Origin of the sequence: Gluconacetobacter sp., from assembly GCF_047721585.1 — a bacterium.
Classification (GTDB): Bacteria; Pseudomonadota; Alphaproteobacteria; order Acetobacterales; family Acetobacteraceae; genus Gluconacetobacter; species Gluconacetobacter dulcium.
The window spans coordinates 292-17,029 of the sequence record NZ_JBDNXE010000001.1 but is presented as its reverse complement, the minus strand read 5'-3'; the positions used below and the strand labels follow the sequence as shown (position 1 = coordinate 17,029).

15 protein-coding genes are annotated in these 16,738 nt (G+C 65.8%); 11 read left to right on the top strand and 4 right to left on the bottom strand.

The window, feature by feature from the left end:
* Positions 1 to 76: 76 nt before the first annotated feature.
* Complete coding sequence (locus tag ABF821_RS00080) at positions 77 to 1,063, top strand: NAD(P)H-quinone oxidoreductase (protein ID WP_415528671.1); 987 nt, start codon at positions 77 to 79, stop codon at positions 1,061 to 1,063.
* A 96-nt stretch (positions 1,064 to 1,159) separates the two neighbouring features.
* Positions 1,160 to 1,951, top strand: coding sequence for an alpha/beta fold hydrolase (locus ABF821_RS00075; protein WP_415528595.1), 792 nt, complete (start codon positions 1,160 to 1,162; stop codon positions 1,949 to 1,951).
* Positions 1,952 to 1,988: 37 nt separating this feature from the next.
* Here ABF821_RS00075 and ABF821_RS00070 read toward each other — a convergent pair whose 3' ends face one another.
* A complete protein-coding gene (locus ABF821_RS00070) occupies positions 1,989 to 2,642 on the bottom strand; it encodes a DNA-3-methyladenine glycosylase family protein (protein WP_415528594.1) in 654 nt (217 codons plus the stop codon).
* A gap of 212 nt (positions 2,643 to 2,854) precedes the next feature.
* On the opposite strand from ABF821_RS00070, the gene ABF821_RS00065 reads away from it, so the two are divergent.
* The 4 genes from ABF821_RS00065 to ABF821_RS00050 all read left to right on the top strand — a co-directional run bounded on the left by ABF821_RS00065 (position 2,855) and on the right by ABF821_RS00050 (position 6,160).
* Positions 2,855 to 4,000, top strand: a complete 1,146-nt coding sequence (locus ABF821_RS00065; protein WP_415528593.1) for a TonB family protein — start codon at positions 2,855 to 2,857, stop codon at positions 3,998 to 4,000.
* Positions 4,001 to 4,054: 54 nt separating this feature from the next.
* Positions 4,055 to 5,512: an AMP nucleosidase gene (locus tag ABF821_RS00060; RefSeq protein ID WP_415528592.1), complete on the top strand. Its 1,458-nt coding sequence runs from the start codon at positions 4,055 to 4,057 to the stop codon at positions 5,510 to 5,512.
* Positions 5,513 to 5,619: 107 nt separating this feature from the next.
* Positions 5,620 to 5,964 (top strand): acyl-CoA thioesterase, encoded by a 345-nt coding sequence (locus tag ABF821_RS00055; RefSeq protein ID WP_415528670.1) that lies wholly within the window; start codon positions 5,620 to 5,622, stop codon positions 5,962 to 5,964.
* 13 nt (positions 5,965 to 5,977) lie between these two features.
* On the top strand, positions 5,978 to 6,160 hold the full coding sequence (locus ABF821_RS00050; RefSeq protein ID WP_415528591.1) for a hypothetical protein: 183 nt from the start codon (positions 5,978 to 5,980) through the stop codon (positions 6,158 to 6,160).
* 144 nt (positions 6,161 to 6,304) lie between these two features.
* Here the strand turns inward: ABF821_RS00050 and ABF821_RS00045 are convergent, their stop codons facing one another.
* From ABF821_RS00045 to ABF821_RS00035, 3 genes are all read right to left on the bottom strand, one after another.
* Complete coding sequence (locus ABF821_RS00045; RefSeq protein WP_415528590.1) at positions 6,305 to 6,682, bottom strand: hypothetical protein; 378 nt, start codon at positions 6,680 to 6,682, stop codon at positions 6,305 to 6,307.
* 11 nt (positions 6,683 to 6,693) lie between these two features.
* Positions 6,694 to 8,940 carry a DUF4214 domain-containing protein gene (locus ABF821_RS00040; protein ID WP_415528669.1) on the bottom strand — a complete coding sequence of 749 codons (2,247 nt, stop codon included), beginning with the start codon at positions 8,938 to 8,940 and terminating at the stop codon, positions 6,694 to 6,696.
* A 197-nt stretch (positions 8,941 to 9,137) separates the two neighbouring features.
* Positions 9,138 to 10,058 carry a LysR family transcriptional regulator gene (locus tag ABF821_RS00035; RefSeq protein WP_415528589.1) on the bottom strand — a complete coding sequence of 307 codons (921 nt, stop codon included), beginning with the start codon at positions 10,056 to 10,058 and terminating at the stop codon, positions 9,138 to 9,140.
* Between the two features lie 175 nt (positions 10,059 to 10,233).
* Between ABF821_RS00035 and ABF821_RS00030 the strand changes: the two genes are divergently transcribed.
* The 5 genes from ABF821_RS00030 to ABF821_RS00010 form a co-directional block, all read left to right on the top strand.
* Positions 10,234 to 11,874 carry an MFS transporter gene (locus ABF821_RS00030; protein ID WP_415528588.1) on the top strand — a complete coding sequence of 547 codons (1,641 nt, stop codon included), beginning with the start codon at positions 10,234 to 10,236 and terminating at the stop codon, positions 11,872 to 11,874.
* 19 nt (positions 11,875 to 11,893) lie between these two features.
* A complete protein-coding gene (locus ABF821_RS00025; RefSeq protein WP_415528587.1) occupies positions 11,894 to 12,970 on the top strand; it encodes an HlyD family secretion protein in 1,077 nt (358 codons plus the stop codon).
* A gap of 139 nt (positions 12,971 to 13,109) precedes the next feature.
* The gene (locus tag ABF821_RS00020; protein WP_415528586.1) at positions 13,110 to 14,651 is read left to right on the top strand and encodes an efflux transporter outer membrane subunit; all 1,542 of its coding nucleotides are present in this window, start codon (positions 13,110 to 13,112) and stop codon (positions 14,649 to 14,651) included.
* 18 nt (positions 14,652 to 14,669) lie between these two features.
* Positions 14,670 to 15,416, top strand: coding sequence for a hypothetical protein (locus ABF821_RS00015; protein ID WP_415528585.1), 747 nt, complete (start codon positions 14,670 to 14,672; stop codon positions 15,414 to 15,416).
* 531 nt (positions 15,417 to 15,947) lie between these two features.
* Positions 15,948 to 16,738, top strand: a 791-nt coding sequence (locus tag ABF821_RS00010; protein ID WP_415528584.1) for a M16 family metallopeptidase, incomplete at its 3' end; no start/stop codon positions are given.

The following is a 16,738-nucleotide window of genomic DNA, read 5'->3' as shown; positions in this document are numbered from 1 at the left end:
GTCTTACCATGCCGCACCGTCGCTTGCGGCCCCCGATCGCGGAGAAATGCCCGTGTCCCCTGCCCTGCCTTCTGCCATGCGTGCCGTGATCGTGCGCGAGCCCGGTGCGCCCGAGTCGATGGTCCTGACCGACCTGCCCCTGCCCGTGCCCGGACCGGGCGAGGTGCTGGTGCGGGTGCAGGCGGCGGGTGTGAACCGGCCCGACCTGATGCAGCGCAAGGGGCTGTATCCGCCGCCGCCGGGGGCCAGCCCGCTGCTGGGGCTGGAAATCGCCGGGGAAGTGGTGGGCACGGGGCCGGACGCAGCGGACTGGCCGGCGATCGGCACGCCGGTCTGCGCGCTGGCCAATGGCGGGGGCTATGCCGAGTATTGCGCCGTGCCGGCCGGGCAGTGCCTGCCCTGGCCGGACGGGTTCGACGCCATCCGCGCCGCCGCCCTGCCCGAGACGTTCTTTACCGTCTGGTCGAACCTGGTGATGACCGCGCATGTCGCGGCCGGGGAGACCGTGCTGATCCATGGCGGGGCCGGCGGCATCGGCACCGCGGCGATCCAGACCGTGCGGGCGCTGGGGGCCGTGCCTTACGTGACCGTGGGCTCGGCCGACAAGGCGGCGCTGTGCCGGAAACTGGGCGCGGAGGCCGCGATCGACTACCGGGAGGAAGATTTCGTCGCGCGGATCGACGCCCTGACCGGGCGGCGGGGCGTGGATGTGGTGCTGGACGTGATCGGCGGCCCTTATCTGGACCGCAACCTGCGTTGCCTGGCGCCGGGCGGCCGGCTGGTGATCATCGCGCTGCAAGGCGGAGCCAAGGCGCAGGAGGTGGGCGTGGGGCGCATCCTGACGCGGCACCTGACGGTGGCCGGCACCACGCTGCGGCCGCGCGACGGGGCCTACAAGGCCCGCGTGGCCAAGGGGCTCCGCGGGACGCTGTGGCCGAAGCTCTCCGATGGGACCATCGCGCCGCTGATCCATGCCACCTTCCCGCTTGCCGAGGTGGTGGAAGCCCATAAGCTGATGGAGTCGGGCAGCCATTCGGGCAAGATCGTGCTTGATCTGCGTTAATGTTATAACACTGGCCGGGCCACTCGGACTCGGCGGGGAATCCTGCGCCGGCCGTTACGGTTTTCCGCGCCGCCCCAGGGAAAGGATCATGCCATCGTGCTGCTGAACGTCATCGAGCGCGGACCTGACGACCGGTCGGACGCCCATTCCGCGCGTCCGCCCATCGTGCTGCTGCATGGCCTGTTCGGCCGAGCCCGCAATCTGGGCTTTTTCCAGAGGCGGCTGGCGCGGACCCGGCGGACGCTGGCGATCGACCTGCGCAACCATGGCGACAGTCCGCATGGGCCGATGGACTACAACACCATGGCCGGCGACCTGCTGGACACGCTGGCCCATCATGCGGCGTTGCCCGCGACGCTGGTGGGCCATTCGATGGGCGGCAAGGTGGCGATGACGCTGGCGCTGACCCGGCCGGGCATGGTGCACAGCCTGGTGGTGGCCGACATTCCGCCCGCCCGCACCGGGCACGGGCAGTTCTCGCTGGGCGAGCAGATGCTGCGGGTGCGGTTTCCGCACTATCTGAATCGCGCCGAGGCCGATGCCCTGCTGCTGCCCGAGATCCCCAATGCCGACGTGCGGGCGCTGATGCTGCAGAACATCCGGCTGGGCGAGAATCCCGGATGGGTCATCGGGCTGAGGGAGATCGTGGACTCGATGACCAATATCGAGAGCTGGCCTTATATTCCGGAGGGGTACACCTATCCTGGCCCGACCCTGTTCCTGGCCGGCGGAAATTCACCCTATATCAGGCGGGAACATTATACGGTGATGCGCCGGCTGTTCCCCAACTATCATCTGGAACTGATCGAGCATGCCGGCCACTGGCTGCATGTGGAAAACCCCACCCGCTTCGCGGCCCTCGTGGAAGAGTTCACGAACCGTTATTGAGAGCGGACCGGGCGGGCGCGCCGGCGCGCATCGCCCATCAGGGGGCGACATAGTGCCTGGCCTTCGCCGCCTCGGCCGCGCGCCAGAGATACCAGGCGGCGGCGGAGCGGTGGGGGCTCCAGTCGCGGGCGATCGCGGCCAGTTCGGCGGGCCGGGGCTGGGTGTCCAGCCGCTTGATCACCCGCCAGCCCTCGCGCACCCCGAAATCGTCGACCGGCATGATGTCGGTGCGGCCCAGCGAGAAGATCAGCAGCATTTCCACCGTCCAGCGCCCGACGCCGCGCAGGGTGGTCAGCCGGGCGATCAGGTCTTCGTCGGTCATCGACTCGGCCTCGTGCCGCGAAGGGATCACGCCGTCGAGCCGGGCCTGGGCGACGCCCCGGATCGCGCGGATCTTGGTGCCGGACAGGCCGCAGGCGCGCAGATCGGCCTCCGGCAGGGCCAGCAGCGCCTCGGGCGTCGGAAAGGCGCCGCCGGCCAGCGCGACCAGCCGGCCCAGGATGGCGAGTGCCGCCCGGCCGTGGAGTTGCTGGTGGGCGATGGCATTGACCAGCGCCTCGTAGGGCGCGCGGTCGGCGTCCACCCGCAGGCCGCATGGCCCCACCCGCGCCACCAGGGCCGCCAGATCGGGGTCGGCGGCGGAAAGATGGGCACGAAGGGCGTGGTCGGAGAGGGCAATGGCGGAGGACATGATGGGTAAGAGCCTGGCGGAGCGGCGGGTGGGCGGCAATGGGGGTGCGGATTTTCGGCCCGGTTCCGCGTTCGGCGTGGTAACGCCGGGCCGACGGTGACATCATGATACGATATCATGACGGCAAGATATCATGACAACGGGTCCGCCAGCGGCTAGGGTCCGGAAAGACCACGCGCCGCAGGCGACCACGCGGAGACTTCCGGCACTTCATGACGGTGACACTCAGTCCTTCCTCCCGCCATCGCCAGGCCGAGGAGCCCGTCCTGATCCCGCGTGCGGATGTTCGGGCGCGTTCGGCACGCCCGCCGGAGCCGCCGGAACGCCCCCACGGGCGCGAGGGCCTGCGCCCCGAGCCCGTCACCCGTCCCCCCGGCTACAATCCGCTGAAACAGTCCGGCGCGCCGATGATCCGGCCGGATACGGTGGCGGAGCCGGGCGTTGCGACCGTGCTCGCGATTTCCGCCGCGCTGCATCTGGTGCTGCTGGCGATCATTCTTCAGGCGGCGCGCCATCATGCCGGGGGGTCGTCCCCGCCCGAGGCGCCGACCGTGGAGATGATGTTCACCCCGCCGGCCTCCAGCGGCCTGCAAGGGCGCAATTCGCCCGATCAGGCGGGGGGCAGCGGGTCGCACGCCAAGCCGACGCCGACCACGCCGCAGCCCGACGAGCCGCAGCCCAGCGATTCCTCACCTTCGCCCAGCGTGCCCTCGCCGCAGACGCCGGCGGCGCCGCCGCTGCCGCGCACGCCGTCGGACCAGACCCTGCCCGACCAGCCTTCCACCGCCCCGCCCAACCCGGCGATGCAGAGCCCCGGCCAGGCGGCCCGTCCGACGGCGCACCCCACGCCGCGCCATACGCAGCCGAACCGGCAGCGCACGCCCAGCCATGCGCCTTCGCCCTTCGACCACCCGATGGACCTGTCCTTCGCCCCGTCGCCGGGGCCGGTGCGCCAGCGGCGCGGCCGCGCGGGGGGCTCCGGCGGGCCGATCGACCTGTCGGTGGGGCCGGTGGTACGCAACGGGCAGTTGAACGCGCCCTATTCGAGCCAGACGCAGGTGCGGGGCGTCAGCGAGGATTATGGCGAGGAAATCGACCGCTGGATCCGCACCCACATGTATTATCCCGAGGAAGCGGCCCGTGCCGGCGACGACGGGGCCTCGACCGTGCATGTGGTGCTGGACCGCAGCGGGCGGGTGCGCGGGGTGCGGCTGACGGGCCAGTCGGGATCGTACTATCTGGATGCCGCGACCACCGGCATGTTCCATGGGGCCGAACTGCCGCCGGTCCCCCCCGACATGACGGGCGACCATTTCGATATCGACGTGACGATCAATTATATCCTGATCCGGCGCTGACCCCCGGCCGGAGGGCGCTGGAAAGGAGGACGCTTGCAGCGGAAGGAATGGCGCATGAACGATGATTTCGCCGCGATCCGCGACCGTGTGGGGACGGATTTCGAAGCCTTCGACGATGCCGAAGCAGCGGTGCGGCGCATTGCCGAGCTTTACGAAACCGCCGTGCATGCCTTGCGCGCCGCCTTCGGCCGGCGACAGCCCGCCGAACCGGCTGTGCCGACCTATCCCTACCTCGCCTTCGCCGTCAGCCGCGCGCCGCTGGCCGAGGAGACGCGGCCGCCCTTCGACGTGGTGCTGGAGCCGGGATTCTACGGCACCACCCTGACCCATCCGGAACTGTTCCGCGATTACTGGCGCGAGCAGATCGGCATCCTGCTGCATCATTACCGCCAGCCGGTGCTGGTGGGGCGGTCGCGCCGGCCGATCCCGCTGCCTTATGTGATGGAAGAGGCCGTGACCGCCATCACCGAGGATGATTTGCGCCTGTTGCAGCGTCATTACGCGCTGCCGGACCTGCACGCCACCGACGACAGCATCGCCAATTGCGCGCTGATCCCGCACCCGGACGAAGCGCGGCCGCTGTCGCTGTTCACCGCCGAGCGCACCGATTATTCGCTGGCGCGGCTGCATCATTATACCGGCACCGCGCCGCGGCATGTGCAGCGCTTCATCCTGCTGACCAACTATCAGCGCTATGTCGATGCCTTTCGCGATTATGGGCGCGCGCAGGTGGATCTGGGCGGCGAATATGACCGCTTCGTGGAGCCCGGCGACCAGATCCATCGGCGGGGGGATGCCGCCCGGCCGCCTTTGGGCGGATCGCTGCCGCAGATGCCGGCCTATCATCTGTGCCGGCCGGACGGCGACGGGATCACGCTGGTGAATATCGGCGTGGGACCGGCCAACGCGAAGACGATTACCGACCATCTGGCGGTGCTGCGACCGCATTGCTGGCTGATGGTGGGCCATTGCGCCGGCCTGCGGCGGACCCAGCGGCTGGGCGACTACGTGCTGGCGCATGGCTATGTGCGCGACGACCATGTGCTGGACGACGACCTGCCGCCCTGGGTGCCGGTGCCGCCGATCGCCGAAGTGCAGGTGGCGTTGCAGGACGTGACGGCGCGGGTGACCGGGCTGCGCGATTCCGAACTGAAGACCCGGCTGCGCACCGGCACGGTGATGACGACCGACAACCGGAACTGGGAATTGCGGCTGAAGGCGCTGTTCACGCAGATCAACATGTCGCGATCCATCGCGGTGGACATGGAGTCCGCCACCATCGCCGCCAACGGGTTTCGCTTCCGCGTGCCGTACGGCACCTTGCTGTGCGTGTCTGACAAACCGCTGCATGGCGAACTGAAATTGCGGGGGATGGCCAATGCCTTCTATCGCGAGCGGGTGGCCCAGCATCTGACGGTGGGGATCGAGACGATGCGCCTGTTGCGCGCGCAGGGGGTGGACCGCCTGCATTCGCGCAAGCTACGCGGTTTCGACGAGCCCCCGTTCCGCTGAAGACATCGCTCCGGGCAGAGCAAGGAGAAGAGTGCGTGACCGATCCAGACCAGCCATCCGCCGCCCCCGTGCCGCCATCCGGGCCGCCGACCATCCGGGTGGTGGCGATGCCGGCCGATGCCAATGCGGCGGGCGATATTTTCGGCGGCTGGCTGATGTCGCAGATGGATCTGGCGGCCGGCACCGCCGCCGCCCTGCGGGCCCGGGGGCGCTGCGTGACCATCGCGATCGACAAGGTGATTTTGCACCAGCCGGTGCTGATCGGCGATGAGGTGAGCCTGTATACCGACATCATCCGCACCGGCCGGACCTCGATGTCGATCCACGTGCAGACCTGGCGCCGGGCCCGCCATTCGCACGAGACGGTGAAGGTGACCGAGGGTGTGTTCACCTTCGTCGCCATCGACGATGAACGCCGCCCGCGCCCGCTGCCGGCGGAGACGCCGCGCTGAGGGCGGGCATGCGATGGACAAGATCGGCATCCTCGCGTTCGGGCCCTCGGTGCCAGCGCAGACGCAATCGGCGGGAGATGCGTTGCTGCAATCAATCGAGCGGGCGGGCGGCCGTGACAAGTCCGGGGACCAGATCGGCTTCACTGACGCCCAGACGGGCCGTCTTCAGGCGGCAGTTATGCCGCCATCCCGCTGAATCCGGCTTCGTGGCCGGTCCCTTTTTCCATTGGCAATCTCCCGCCTCCCTAAGCGGAGAGTCTCGCCCGTCCCAAACGTATAATTCTTGACCGTCTCGCAGGCTTGCGTGATGCCGGGCTCTTTCTATCCGACACCCGCACTATCAATCAGGAATACAAAGCGTTGTTCCCTCGTTAAGAACAGCCCAACCGTCGAATTTTGTGTACATATATCCCAAGAATATTTTTTCTCGATCTCCTCCATAATCAGATAGTTGATCTATTGGGAAATCTGCAAAAATCCTGTCGACGACGACAGCCGGCTCGTCTCCTGAGAAAATCGCTCTTTTATTTTTTAAATCGTATTCAATAATTCTATTGCGTGTCATTGCGTATTCAAAAAAAAATTTGAATTCAGAAAATTTCTCCCGGGTGGTCATTTCCTTATCGTCCGATAGTCCCAGCGCCCACCATATAGCAATAGCGTTCTGAGTATTTACTCTCAGCATAAATTCTTCAAATACACTCTTGTAATCAAACATGACTTTTTCCTTTAGAATTCAAATTTAATTTTTTCGATTCCATTTTCCAATGGCGACTTGAATTGTATCGTCCAATCTTTTCCTGATGCAGAAACATTGCGCAAGGACACGAATCCTTTTGAGGTTTCGACTTCATACACGACACCGCCATTTCCAAATGATGCCACTTTGGCGTCATCCAAACTTTTAGTATAATCAGTCAATTTTCGAAAAAATGTCTCTACCGCTGCCTCATTTCCTCCGGAAAAATTGAGATTCGCCTTCTGATACTTCGTACTGGCTACCTGCGTAACTGTCGTGTTCGCATCGAGTTGCAAGGTAGCACCGGACGCTTTAGGATCAAAAGCTGCCAGTTCATCAAACGTTGCCGAGGCTTCCGCCGAAAGCCCTGAAACGGACGCCCCGGTCGCCGAATAAACTGTCGCGGTATCGAGTTCCGCGTCCAAAGCCGTCGCCAGCAATTCCTCACCCCCCACAGCAAGGAGGTCTGCGGCGGCAACGGCCTCGCCAGCGGGCGTTACCATAACCGCCATCGTCGCCGCCAGGCCGAGCCATTGGTCCTGTGTCTTGGGCATCAGGCTGTCGAGAACATTTCCGGCCGACGAAAATGTGGCCTGAAAGCCATTCGCCGCAGCCTGAAGCTGATCCGACGTGTAATTCTTGACCGTCTCATAAGCCCGCGTGATGCCGGTCAGCATCGTCTGTCCAGCATGCACCAGATCGTCGGAAACCTCGCCGAGCGTGCCGTTCAGGAAATTGGAAATCTGAGTGCCGGCTTCACCCGATTGGGCGATTTCCGATATGACGCTGTTCAGCGTGGTGCCGTTCGCCAGTTCATTCTGATAGGTCTGCAAACCGCCACTATCGGCCCCTCGGTTGAGAAGGAGATCATAGACGTTGCCGACCGCGCTGGCGGCTTCCTGCGACTGAGCGGTATTATAGCGAAGCTGGTCCAGAGTCAGATTGGTGGCGAGGCCATCTTCGGCGGAGTTCATTCCCCCCGGATCGGCATTACGCCCCAGCACCTGGAGATAGATGCTATTGATGTCGTTCTGCGCTTCCTGCGAATGGGCGGTGTTGCTTCGAAACTGCGCCAGGGTCATGCCGGTGGCCAGTCCATTCTCGGTATCGCCCAACGCCTGGGCTTCAACGGGCCGGCCCAGAACCTGTTGATAAATCGCGTTGACGTCGTTCTGTGCTTCTTGCGAATAGGCGACAACGGTGCGGACCTGGGACAGCGTCATGGACGTGCCCAGCCCGTTTTCGTACGTCGTCAGGCCGCCCGGGTCGATGTCGCGACCCAGAACGTCGTGATAGACGTTTTGAAGAGCGGCCTGCGCCCCCGACGAATGCGCCATGGCGTTCCGGACCTGATTGGGCGACTGGCCTTCGGAAAATTGCTGGTAGGCGGCGTTATAATCGCTCTCGCTCGCGGAGCGGCCAAGCAGGTTCTGGGTGTCGTCCGCGATGTTCTGGTCGATATCCGACAGCTTGATCGGAACGTATGCGCCCGACGACGACTGATAGGTCGCAATCCCGTTTCCCGAATCGCTCGTCAGGTAGGCCACACCGTAGATGACGGTGACGGCGTGGCCATGAACGGTGATATGTTCCGTGCTCGCGCCGGATGCGGGCGGCGCAGGTGGCGTATAAGGCATTGTGCGGTCGGAGGTCGACAGGTCGCTGCCGCCATCTCCGGATGAAGGGGGAGAGCCTGTGACCGTTATGCCCTCGCCATTGTCGCTCCCATCCATTCCGCCGCCATCATCTCCCGCCGAAACAGAAAATCCACCTTCGTCGCTGTCGGACATGAATTCCATGACGGTCATGGCCGGCCGAGCGGATAGCGTGGAGGATGGCGAGGACAGGGACTGGCTGCTGTCCTGTATGTCCGTCGCCTGTCCGGAGACACCGGGCATGTCTGCCTGGCCTGTCGCGGCGCGCGAGAGGGGCGTTTGGACTGCGGGTACCGCGACGTGACCCCTTTGTCGGTCATGCCGGGCGGCAAGGGCGCTCAGAAACGCCGGCTGCCGGTGATACCCGTAAAAACGATCTTCCGGAAGGACTGAACCGGCGCGACGGCCGATCGCCATGATCGCGGCGGGCGCATCGATTTTGTCCGGGATCGCGTCTGCGGCCGGGATGCCGTCATACCCCCTGCCGCCGGTTGCGTTGCCAGCCGGATGGTCCGTCCGGGAATACGAACCGGAAATATGCCGTTCCTGCTTTGAGGAAGAGTGGATCGCCAGATTGGACATCACGCACCAATGCAACGTTATGATGTGATATGCAACAATAGGTTGTACATCCGTTTCCTGGCACGCAAGAGCCAAAATCGCGATTTGTCGTGGTTTTTTCAGATGTTGGGAACAATACGCTGTCGCTGACATTACGGAAGGCGTCAGGCGTCGTTGATGCGCGCGAAGCGGTCTGACCCGCGCAACGTCAGGTCGGGTCAGTTCAGTTCGCTCTGGATCTGGCGGGCGACGCGGAAGATGGTTTCGCGCAGCCAGCGGTGGACCGGGTCGTTGTCGCGCCTTGGGTGCCAGGCCTGGAAGGCTTCGACGCGAGGCAGCGGGAACGGGTAGTCGAACAGCGCCAGGCCGCGTTCGGCCAGCGGCACGCGATACAGGGCCATGTCGGGCAGCGTCAGGATGAGGTCCGTGTCGCGCATGCTGTCGATCATGGCCTTGTAATGCGGGACGACCAGGACGACGCGGCGGGACAGGCCATACTGGTCGCGCAGGATGCGGTCGATCGGGCCACGGGCGCGACCACGGCGTGAGATGCTGATATGGTCGTAGCGGGTCAGCGCGTCGGGCGTGATGCCCTCGGCGAAGATCGGGTGGTCCTTGCGGACCAGCGCCTTCATGATGTTGTAGAAAATGGTCTGGCGGCGGATTTCCGGCTTCAGCATGTCGGTCGCGCCGATATAGAGGTCGATCGCGTCCTCGCGCAGGGCCTGGTTGGCGGCGTCGTCGACTTCGGGCGCGAAGACCAGTTCGCAGTTCGGGCAGTCCTGCCGGAGCGCGCGCATCAATGGCAGGGCCATCGGGGCGACGACGACATCGTTGGCGCGGATGGTGAATTTGGGCGCCATGTTGCGCAGGTCGGCCAGAACCTGGGTTTCGATCAGCCCGTCGGCGGCGCGCACGACCGCCTGCACCCGGTCGCGAATGCCCAGCGCGAAGGCGGATGCGATCAGGTGCCGGCCTGACGGCACCAGGATCGGGTCGCCGAACACGGTGCGCAATTTGGCCAGGTGGCGGCTCATCGCCGGTTCGCTGACATGCATGCGCCGGGCGGCGACGGAGACGCTCTGCTCTTCAATCAGCACCTGAAGGAAGCGCAACAGGTCGAGATCGTATCCACGCATCCGGGCAGCCTATCTTTTCATGCAGGGGAAAGGCCAGCCGAAACGCTTCCGGAAAGTGGAATCCAGACCTGATCGGAATGGAGGTATTCCGCGTTTCGATTTCGATGATGATCCGGGCATGATTTCGGACCATCCTGACAAACGCGGCAGTGCGGCAGCCCCGGACGGGCCGGCCATGGCTGCGCCGGCAGCCCCCTCGCCCGCGTCCGCGGCGCCGGTGATCCATGCCGCGCCGCCGATGCCGTCCTATATCCCGCCCTTCGGGCTGCGGACGGTCATCGGCTGTCTGGGGATGCTGCTGGCCGTGCATGTGGCCGGATTCAACGAGCACGTAACGGAGATCGGCCTGTCGGACATTCGCGGGGCCATGCATCTGGGCCACGACGAGGGGACCTGGGTCACCACAATTTACGAGGCGTTCAACATCGCATCCATGGCGTTTACGCCGTGGTTTTACATGACGTTCTCGATCTATCGCTTTTCGATCTTCATCACGGCGGTGATGGCGCTGCTGGCGATTCCGGCCCCCTTCATGCCCGACATGACCGCGCTATGCGTGCTGCGGGCCTTCCAGGGGCTGGCGGGCGGGTGCCTGCCGCCGGTGCTGATGACCGTGATGCTGAAATATCTGCCGGCGGAAATTCGGGTTTTCGGCATCGGCGGCTATGCCATGAGTGCGACCTTCGGCCCTAATCTGGGCCTGCCGCTGGAAGCTTTCCTGTTCGAGCATGTCGGCTGGCACTGGCTGTATTGGGAGATCATTCCCATGGCGGCGCTGGCGATCGGCATGCTGGCCTACGGGTTGCCGCGCGACCCGATGCATCTGGAGCGGTTCGCGAAATTCAACTGGCTCGGGCTGATGGTCGGGCTGCCCGCCATCTGCTCGCTGGTAATCGTGCTGTATCAGGGCGACCGGCTGGACTGGTTCCGCTCGCCCGTCATCACGAACCTCGCCCTCTGGGGCGGGGCGGCGTTCGTCGTGTTCCTGATCAACGAATCCTTTCATCCCAGCCCGTATTTCAAGATCCATTACTGGATGTCGCGCAATATCCAGGCCTCGCTGCTGTCGCTGGTGGGGATTCTGGCGATATGCAGCCTGATGGCGGAACTGCCGGCCACCTATCTGGCCGAGGTGCGCGGCTATCGGCCGATCCAGATGGTACCGGTCTCGCTGGTGGTGGCGCTGCCGCAACTGGTCATGCTTCCGCTGATTGCCGCCCTCTGCAACAGTCGGCGCGTCGATTGCCGCTATGTGCTGGCCGGCGGCATGCTGTGCCTGGCGGCGGCGGCGTGGTGCGGCACCTGGCTGACGCCCGACTGGGTGCGGGACAATTTTTACCTCATCCAGGTTCTTCAGGTGTTCGGCCAGCCGATGACGGTGATCCCGACGCTGATGCTGGCGACGCTGGCGCTGGGGCCGGCGGACGGGCCGTTCATCTCGGGCATGGTCAACATGCTCAAGGGGCTGGCCAATGCCGTGGCCTTCGCGCTGTTCGCCACGCTGACGCGGCGGCGGGAGCAATATCACTCCACCATGCTGCTCGACCACCACGGCACGCACGGGCTGGCGCTGCAAGGGCTGGGCGAGCCGATCGGCCAGCAGCTTGCGGGGACCTCGCCCGATGCCGGGCATGTCGCGCGCAATGCGCTGGAGGTCTTCCACACCTTTATTCACGAGCAGGCGCTCGTGCTCGGGCTGGCGGATATCTATTTCATCCTGATCTGGGTCTGCCTGTTCTACGCCGTGCTGAACGTCGTCCTGCCCCGTCGCGTCTATCCGCCTCGCCCGCCGTCGGCGACGGCTCCCGCCCACTGAACCTCGCGGACCCTATCGCATGATTTACAGAAAACCCCTGCTATATGCCGGCAGTACCGCCATCGTGCTCGCGCTTGCCGCCTGGGGCGGCAGCCGGCTGGTGATGGGCAACGGTGTCGACCAATATACCAACGATGCCTATGTGACCGCCGATTTCACCGCCGTGGCCCCCAAGGTTGCCGGCCGGATCGACCGCGTGCTGGCCGAGGATAACGAGGCGGTGCGCGCGGGCGAGGAACTGGCGCATATCGAGGACGACGATTACCGCGCCGCACTGGATGTGGCCCGTGGCCGCTTGCAGGCCGCGCAGGGCACCGTGGCGAACCTGGAGGCCGAACTGGCACGACAGGATTCGGTGATTGCCGGGACGAAGGCGGCGGTACGGGCAGATCAGGCGACGCTGCAATTCGCGCGGCAGAACATGGCGCGCTATCGCGACCTGTCGTCGGGCGGGGCGGGCACGGTGGAGCAGAAGCAGGCCACCGAGGCCCGCGAGAAGGAGACCGAAGCCGCCGTGGCGCGCGACGAGGCCGCGACCGAAAGCGCCGTGCGGCAGGTCGATGTGCTGAAGGCGCAGCTTGCGCGGGCGCGGGGCGAATTGTTGCAGGCGCAGGGTGACGCGCGGCAGGCGGAACTGAACCTGTCCTACTGCACCATTCCGGCCCCGGTGAGCGGCATTGTCGGCGAGCGCGGGGTGCGCGTGGGCGCCTATGTGCATCCGGGCACCGCCATCCTGGCCGTGGTGCCGACGCAGGCGGCCTATGTGCTGGCGAATTACCAGGAAACCCAGTTGACGCATGTGCAGACGGGGCAGAGTGCGACCGTCTGGGTCGATACCTTTCCCGGCCAGCCGCTAAAGGCGCATGTGGACTCGCTGGCGCCGGCGACCGGCGTGGCGTTTGCGCCGATCCAGCCGGATAACGCCACCGGCAATTTCACCAAGGTCGTGCAGCGCGTGCCGGTGAAGCTGACATTCGACCCCGGCCAGCCGCTGGCGGCCAGAGTGCGTGTCGGCATGTCGGTGGAAGTCAGCATTGATACCGCCTCTCAACCCGCAGGCCCGCATGCCCATGACGCACGCTATGTCTGGCGTTAAGGCCCTGTCTGGGAACGCGTGCCGGCGGCGATCGGCCGCGCGTTTTCTCCGCTCCGCTTCGGTGCGCGAAACCCCGTGGCGGGCGCGGGCCGTTGGGGCGCTCTCGCCTCACGGCCCCCATGTTCAGGCAGGTTCCACCATGGTGTGTACCGGACGGCCCCGCCTCCGGCCCTGGGCCGTCATTCTTGGCCTTGCGGCACTGACCGCCTGCACGGTCGGACCCGACTACCACAAGCCGGTCGTGGCGGGTCCGGGCGCGTGGCATCAGAGCGTGACGCCGGCGGCCAGCCATCCGGTGACGGCTTCGACCGACCCGCAATGGTGGCGGCAGTTCAACGACCCGGTGCTGACGGCGCTGGAACAGGATGTGGCGGCGGAGAACCTCGACCTTCAGGCCGCGTCGCTGCGGCTGATGGAGAGTGCGGCCGAGCGGCGGATTGCCAGCGCGGCGCAGTTTCCGCATGCCGAGGCCAATGCGTCCTATGCGCGGGAGCGGGCCAGCACCAACGGCATTCTCGGCCTGCTGGGCACCATGGAGCGCGAGCAGGCCGGCACCGTGGCCAGCGGCACGCAGGGGTTCGGGCCGACCGCGCTGCCGGGCAGTGTGGGCAATCCGTCGTTCAACCTGCCGCAATACGGCATGAATGCCTCGTGGGAAGTCGATCTGTGGGGGCATGTGCGCCGGCAGGTCGAGGCGGCCACGGCCGCCATGCGCGCCAGCGAGGATATGCGCCGCGACGTGCTGGTGTCGCTGATGGCCGAGACCGCGCAGGATTATATCGACCTGCGGGGCGTGCAGGCGCGGCTGGCGATTCTGGACCACAACATCGCCATCGCGCGCGACAGCGTGCGGCTGACGACGATGCGCTTCGACCGGGGGGCGGCCACGCGGCTGGATGTGGCGGATTCGACGGGGCAGTTGCGGGGTTTCGAGGCCCAGCGGTCGCCGCTGGAGCGCCAGCAGGTGCATCTGCTCAATGCGTTGAGCTTTCTGGTGGCACGGGAGCCAGGGGCGCTGAATGCCCAGCTTGGCAAGCCGGCGCCGATTCCGCCGGTGCCGGCCGATCTGCCCGTCGGGCTGCCGTCGCAACTGGCCGAGCGGCGGCCGGATATCCGCATGGCGGAAGAGCGGCTGCATGTCGCGACCGCCAGTGTCGGCGTGGCGGTGGCGGATTTCTTCCCGCGCATCACGCTGTCCGGGAGCCTCGATATCCAGGCGTTGCAATTCAGCGGGCTGGGGTCGTGGGCCTCGCGCCAATACGGGTTCGGGCCGACGGCGACGCTGCCCCTGTTTGAGGGTGGGCGGCTGACGGGGCAGCTTCGTCTGCGCAAGGCGCAGCAGAAGGAGGCCGCGATCATGCTGCGGCGGACCGTGCTGAAAGCCTGGCAGGAAGTGGATGACGCGATGGCCGACCTGGCGACCGCGCAATCGGAACGCGACCGGCTGCGCGAGGCGGTGCGGGAGAACGAGATCGCCGTCGAGACGGCACGAATGCAATACAAGGCCGGGGCCTCGGACTTCCTGACCGTGCTGACGGTGCAGAACCAGCTTCTGGCCTCGCAGGCGCGCTTCGTGGATGCGACGACCGAGATTTCGCGCGCGGTGACGCAGCTTTACCGTGCGCTTGGCGGCGGGTGGGAGGGCACCTATCCTGACGCCACCCCGGTTTCGCACGGCTGACAAGGATACAGAACCCCGATGATCACGATCCGGCGTGCGAGCAGTCTGGGCCAGGTGCGGCAGGGCGATGCGCTGCTGCATTGTCATTTTGCCTTCGGGGCGTTTCAGGACCCGCAGCATGTGCATGACGGGCGCCTGCGTGTGGTCAATGCCGGGCATCTGGCGGCCAATGCCGCGTATGTGCTGGGGCCGGAGCGGAATGTCGAGATCGCCACCTGGGTGGTGGACGGCACGCTGACGGCGCGCAGCGACCTGTTCCCCGATGCGACCGTCGGCAGCGGCGGGCTGCATCTGTTTTCGACCGGTGCCGGGTGCCTGTCGATGGGCTGGCGGGCGGGGGCGGCCGGGGCGTCGTTCCTGCAAATGTGGTTTCTGCCCGACGATGAGGGCGGCACGCCGGCGCAGGAGGCGCGGCCGGCTTTTGCGGGGCTGGAGGATGGGGGATTCCGCATTCTCGCTTCCGGCTTTCCCGAGGATGACCCCGAGGCGGCCGGCACCGTGACCGATGGGGCGCCGGTGGTGCTGCGCGCCCGCGCCCGCCTGCTGCATGCGGCGCTCCCTGCGGGGGAAGGCGCGTGCTACCAGACGACGCCGGGGCGGGCGCTTTATCTGGTCGTGGTGCGGGGCGCCGTGACCCTGGAGAATGCCGGTCTTGGCCCCGGCGATGGCGCGCGCATTGATGGCGAGCCGCAATTCGTCGTCATGGCGCGTGAGGATGCGGTGATCCTGCTTGCGGATACGGCGACGCGGGATAGCGAACTTTGAGCGCCTTCATGACGGTTTTTCGATTCTACAGCCTGCGCGACATGTGATCGGCCGTTTGGGTGTCATGCCGCGCCGAGGCGCATGTGCCGTCCGGTTGCCATACACATGGCCGACCTCCCGACACGACGGCTCGCGCTGCATGGCGCGGCCATGGTCCCGGCGGACTGTCCGGCGCTTATGCGTGTATCATTTCTGGTGACATTGGCCGGCAGACACTGCCCCCTCGCGACCGGGCCGTGAAGTGACCGGCATTCGGCGCCGTGGAATAATAGACGCAGACCGTATCTTCTTATGCATATCCTTTAAAGATACGAATTTTCCCTTATTCTAATGATATGGTTTGACCCGAAGCACTGACGATTCCGCCATGGGGAGGGCTTTTCCCGGCCCTCCCCGTCGTTGCCTGAGTGATGGCATGACGTTTTCATGAAACTGCATGTTTTCGCATCATAAAGACGCGCAATCGCCGCAGCGCCCCCTCCCGGCCCTGTGCGACCTGACCTACGATGCGCCTTCGGAAACAGGGGAGCGATGTCGGGTCTGATGCGGTGGATCATGCGGATAGGCGCGGGGCTGCTGGCCTGCGCCCTATCGGGGGTGGGCCATGCCGCACCCCCGGTGGACGAAGCAACCGTGCTGCGCGACACGCTGCCCAACGGGCTGCGGGTGGTGATCGTGCGCGATGCGCTGACGCCGATGGTTGCGACCCGGCTGGTCTATCTGGCCGGATCGGCCCAGGCATCGGCCGATTTTCCCGGTACGGCGCATGCGGTGGAACATATGATGTTTCGGGGTACGCGAGACCTGGATGCGAACCAGCTCAACCGCATTATCCAGGCGACCGGCGGCGCGGCGAATGCCATGACGGGGGTCGACTACACGCAGTATCTCTTCAACGTCGCGCCAGCCGATCTGGGCGTGATCCTGCATGTGGAGGCCGACCGGATGCGCGGCATCGCGCTCGACCCCGACCAGTGGGCGCGGGAACGCGGTGCGATCGAGCAGGAGGTTTCGGCCGACCGGTCCAGTCCCGGCTATCGGGCGGCGGAACAGTTCAATGCGGCGCTGTTTGCCGGGACGCCCTATGCCTGGCGCGGGGTGGGGACGCGGGAATCGTTCGACGCGACCGATATCGGCCGGCTGAAGCAGTTTCATGACGCGTGGTATGCGCCGAACAATGCGGTGCTGCTGATTGTCGGCGATGTCGAGCCGCACGCCACGCTGGCGATGGTGCGTGCCGATTTTGCCGATATCCCGCGCCGCACGCTGCCCCGGCCGGCCGGGGCGCCGGCGGTGCCGCCGCATGCCGCGCGCACGCTGAC

Coding starts and splice junctions, on each gene's coding strand:
- ABF821_RS00080 (WP_415528671.1), top strand. CDS start 77: ATGCGTGCCGTGATCGTGCGCGAGCCCGGTGCGCCCGAGTCGATGGTC.
- ABF821_RS00070 (WP_415528594.1), bottom strand. CDS start 2,642: ATGTCCTCCGCCATTGCCCTCTCCGACCACGCCCTTCGTGCCCATCTT.
- ABF821_RS00065 (WP_415528593.1), top strand. CDS start 2,855: ATGACGGTGACACTCAGTCCTTCCTCCCGCCATCGCCAGGCCGAGGAG.
- ABF821_RS00060 (WP_415528592.1), top strand. CDS start 4,055: ATGAACGATGATTTCGCCGCGATCCGCGACCGTGTGGGGACGGATTTC.
- ABF821_RS00055 (WP_415528670.1), top strand. CDS start 5,620: ATGCCGGCCGATGCCAATGCGGCGGGCGATATTTTCGGCGGCTGGCTG.
- ABF821_RS00050 (WP_415528591.1), top strand. CDS start 5,978: ATGGACAAGATCGGCATCCTCGCGTTCGGGCCCTCGGTGCCAGCGCAG.
- ABF821_RS00045 (WP_415528590.1), bottom strand. CDS start 6,682: ATGTTTGATTACAAGAGTGTATTTGAAGAATTTATGCTGAGAGTAAAT.
- ABF821_RS00040 (WP_415528669.1), bottom strand. CDS start 8,940: ATGTCCAATCTGGCGATCCACTCTTCCTCAAAGCAGGAACGGCATATT.
- ABF821_RS00035 (WP_415528589.1), bottom strand. CDS start 10,058: ATGCGTGGATACGATCTCGACCTGTTGCGCTTCCTTCAGGTGCTGATT.
- ABF821_RS00030 (WP_415528588.1), top strand. CDS start 10,234: ATGGCTGCGCCGGCAGCCCCCTCGCCCGCGTCCGCGGCGCCGGTGATC.
- ABF821_RS00025 (WP_415528587.1), top strand. CDS start 11,894: ATGATTTACAGAAAACCCCTGCTATATGCCGGCAGTACCGCCATCGTG.
- ABF821_RS00020 (WP_415528586.1), top strand. CDS start 13,110: ATGGTGTGTACCGGACGGCCCCGCCTCCGGCCCTGGGCCGTCATTCTT.
- ABF821_RS00015 (WP_415528585.1), top strand. CDS start 14,670: ATGATCACGATCCGGCGTGCGAGCAGTCTGGGCCAGGTGCGGCAGGGC.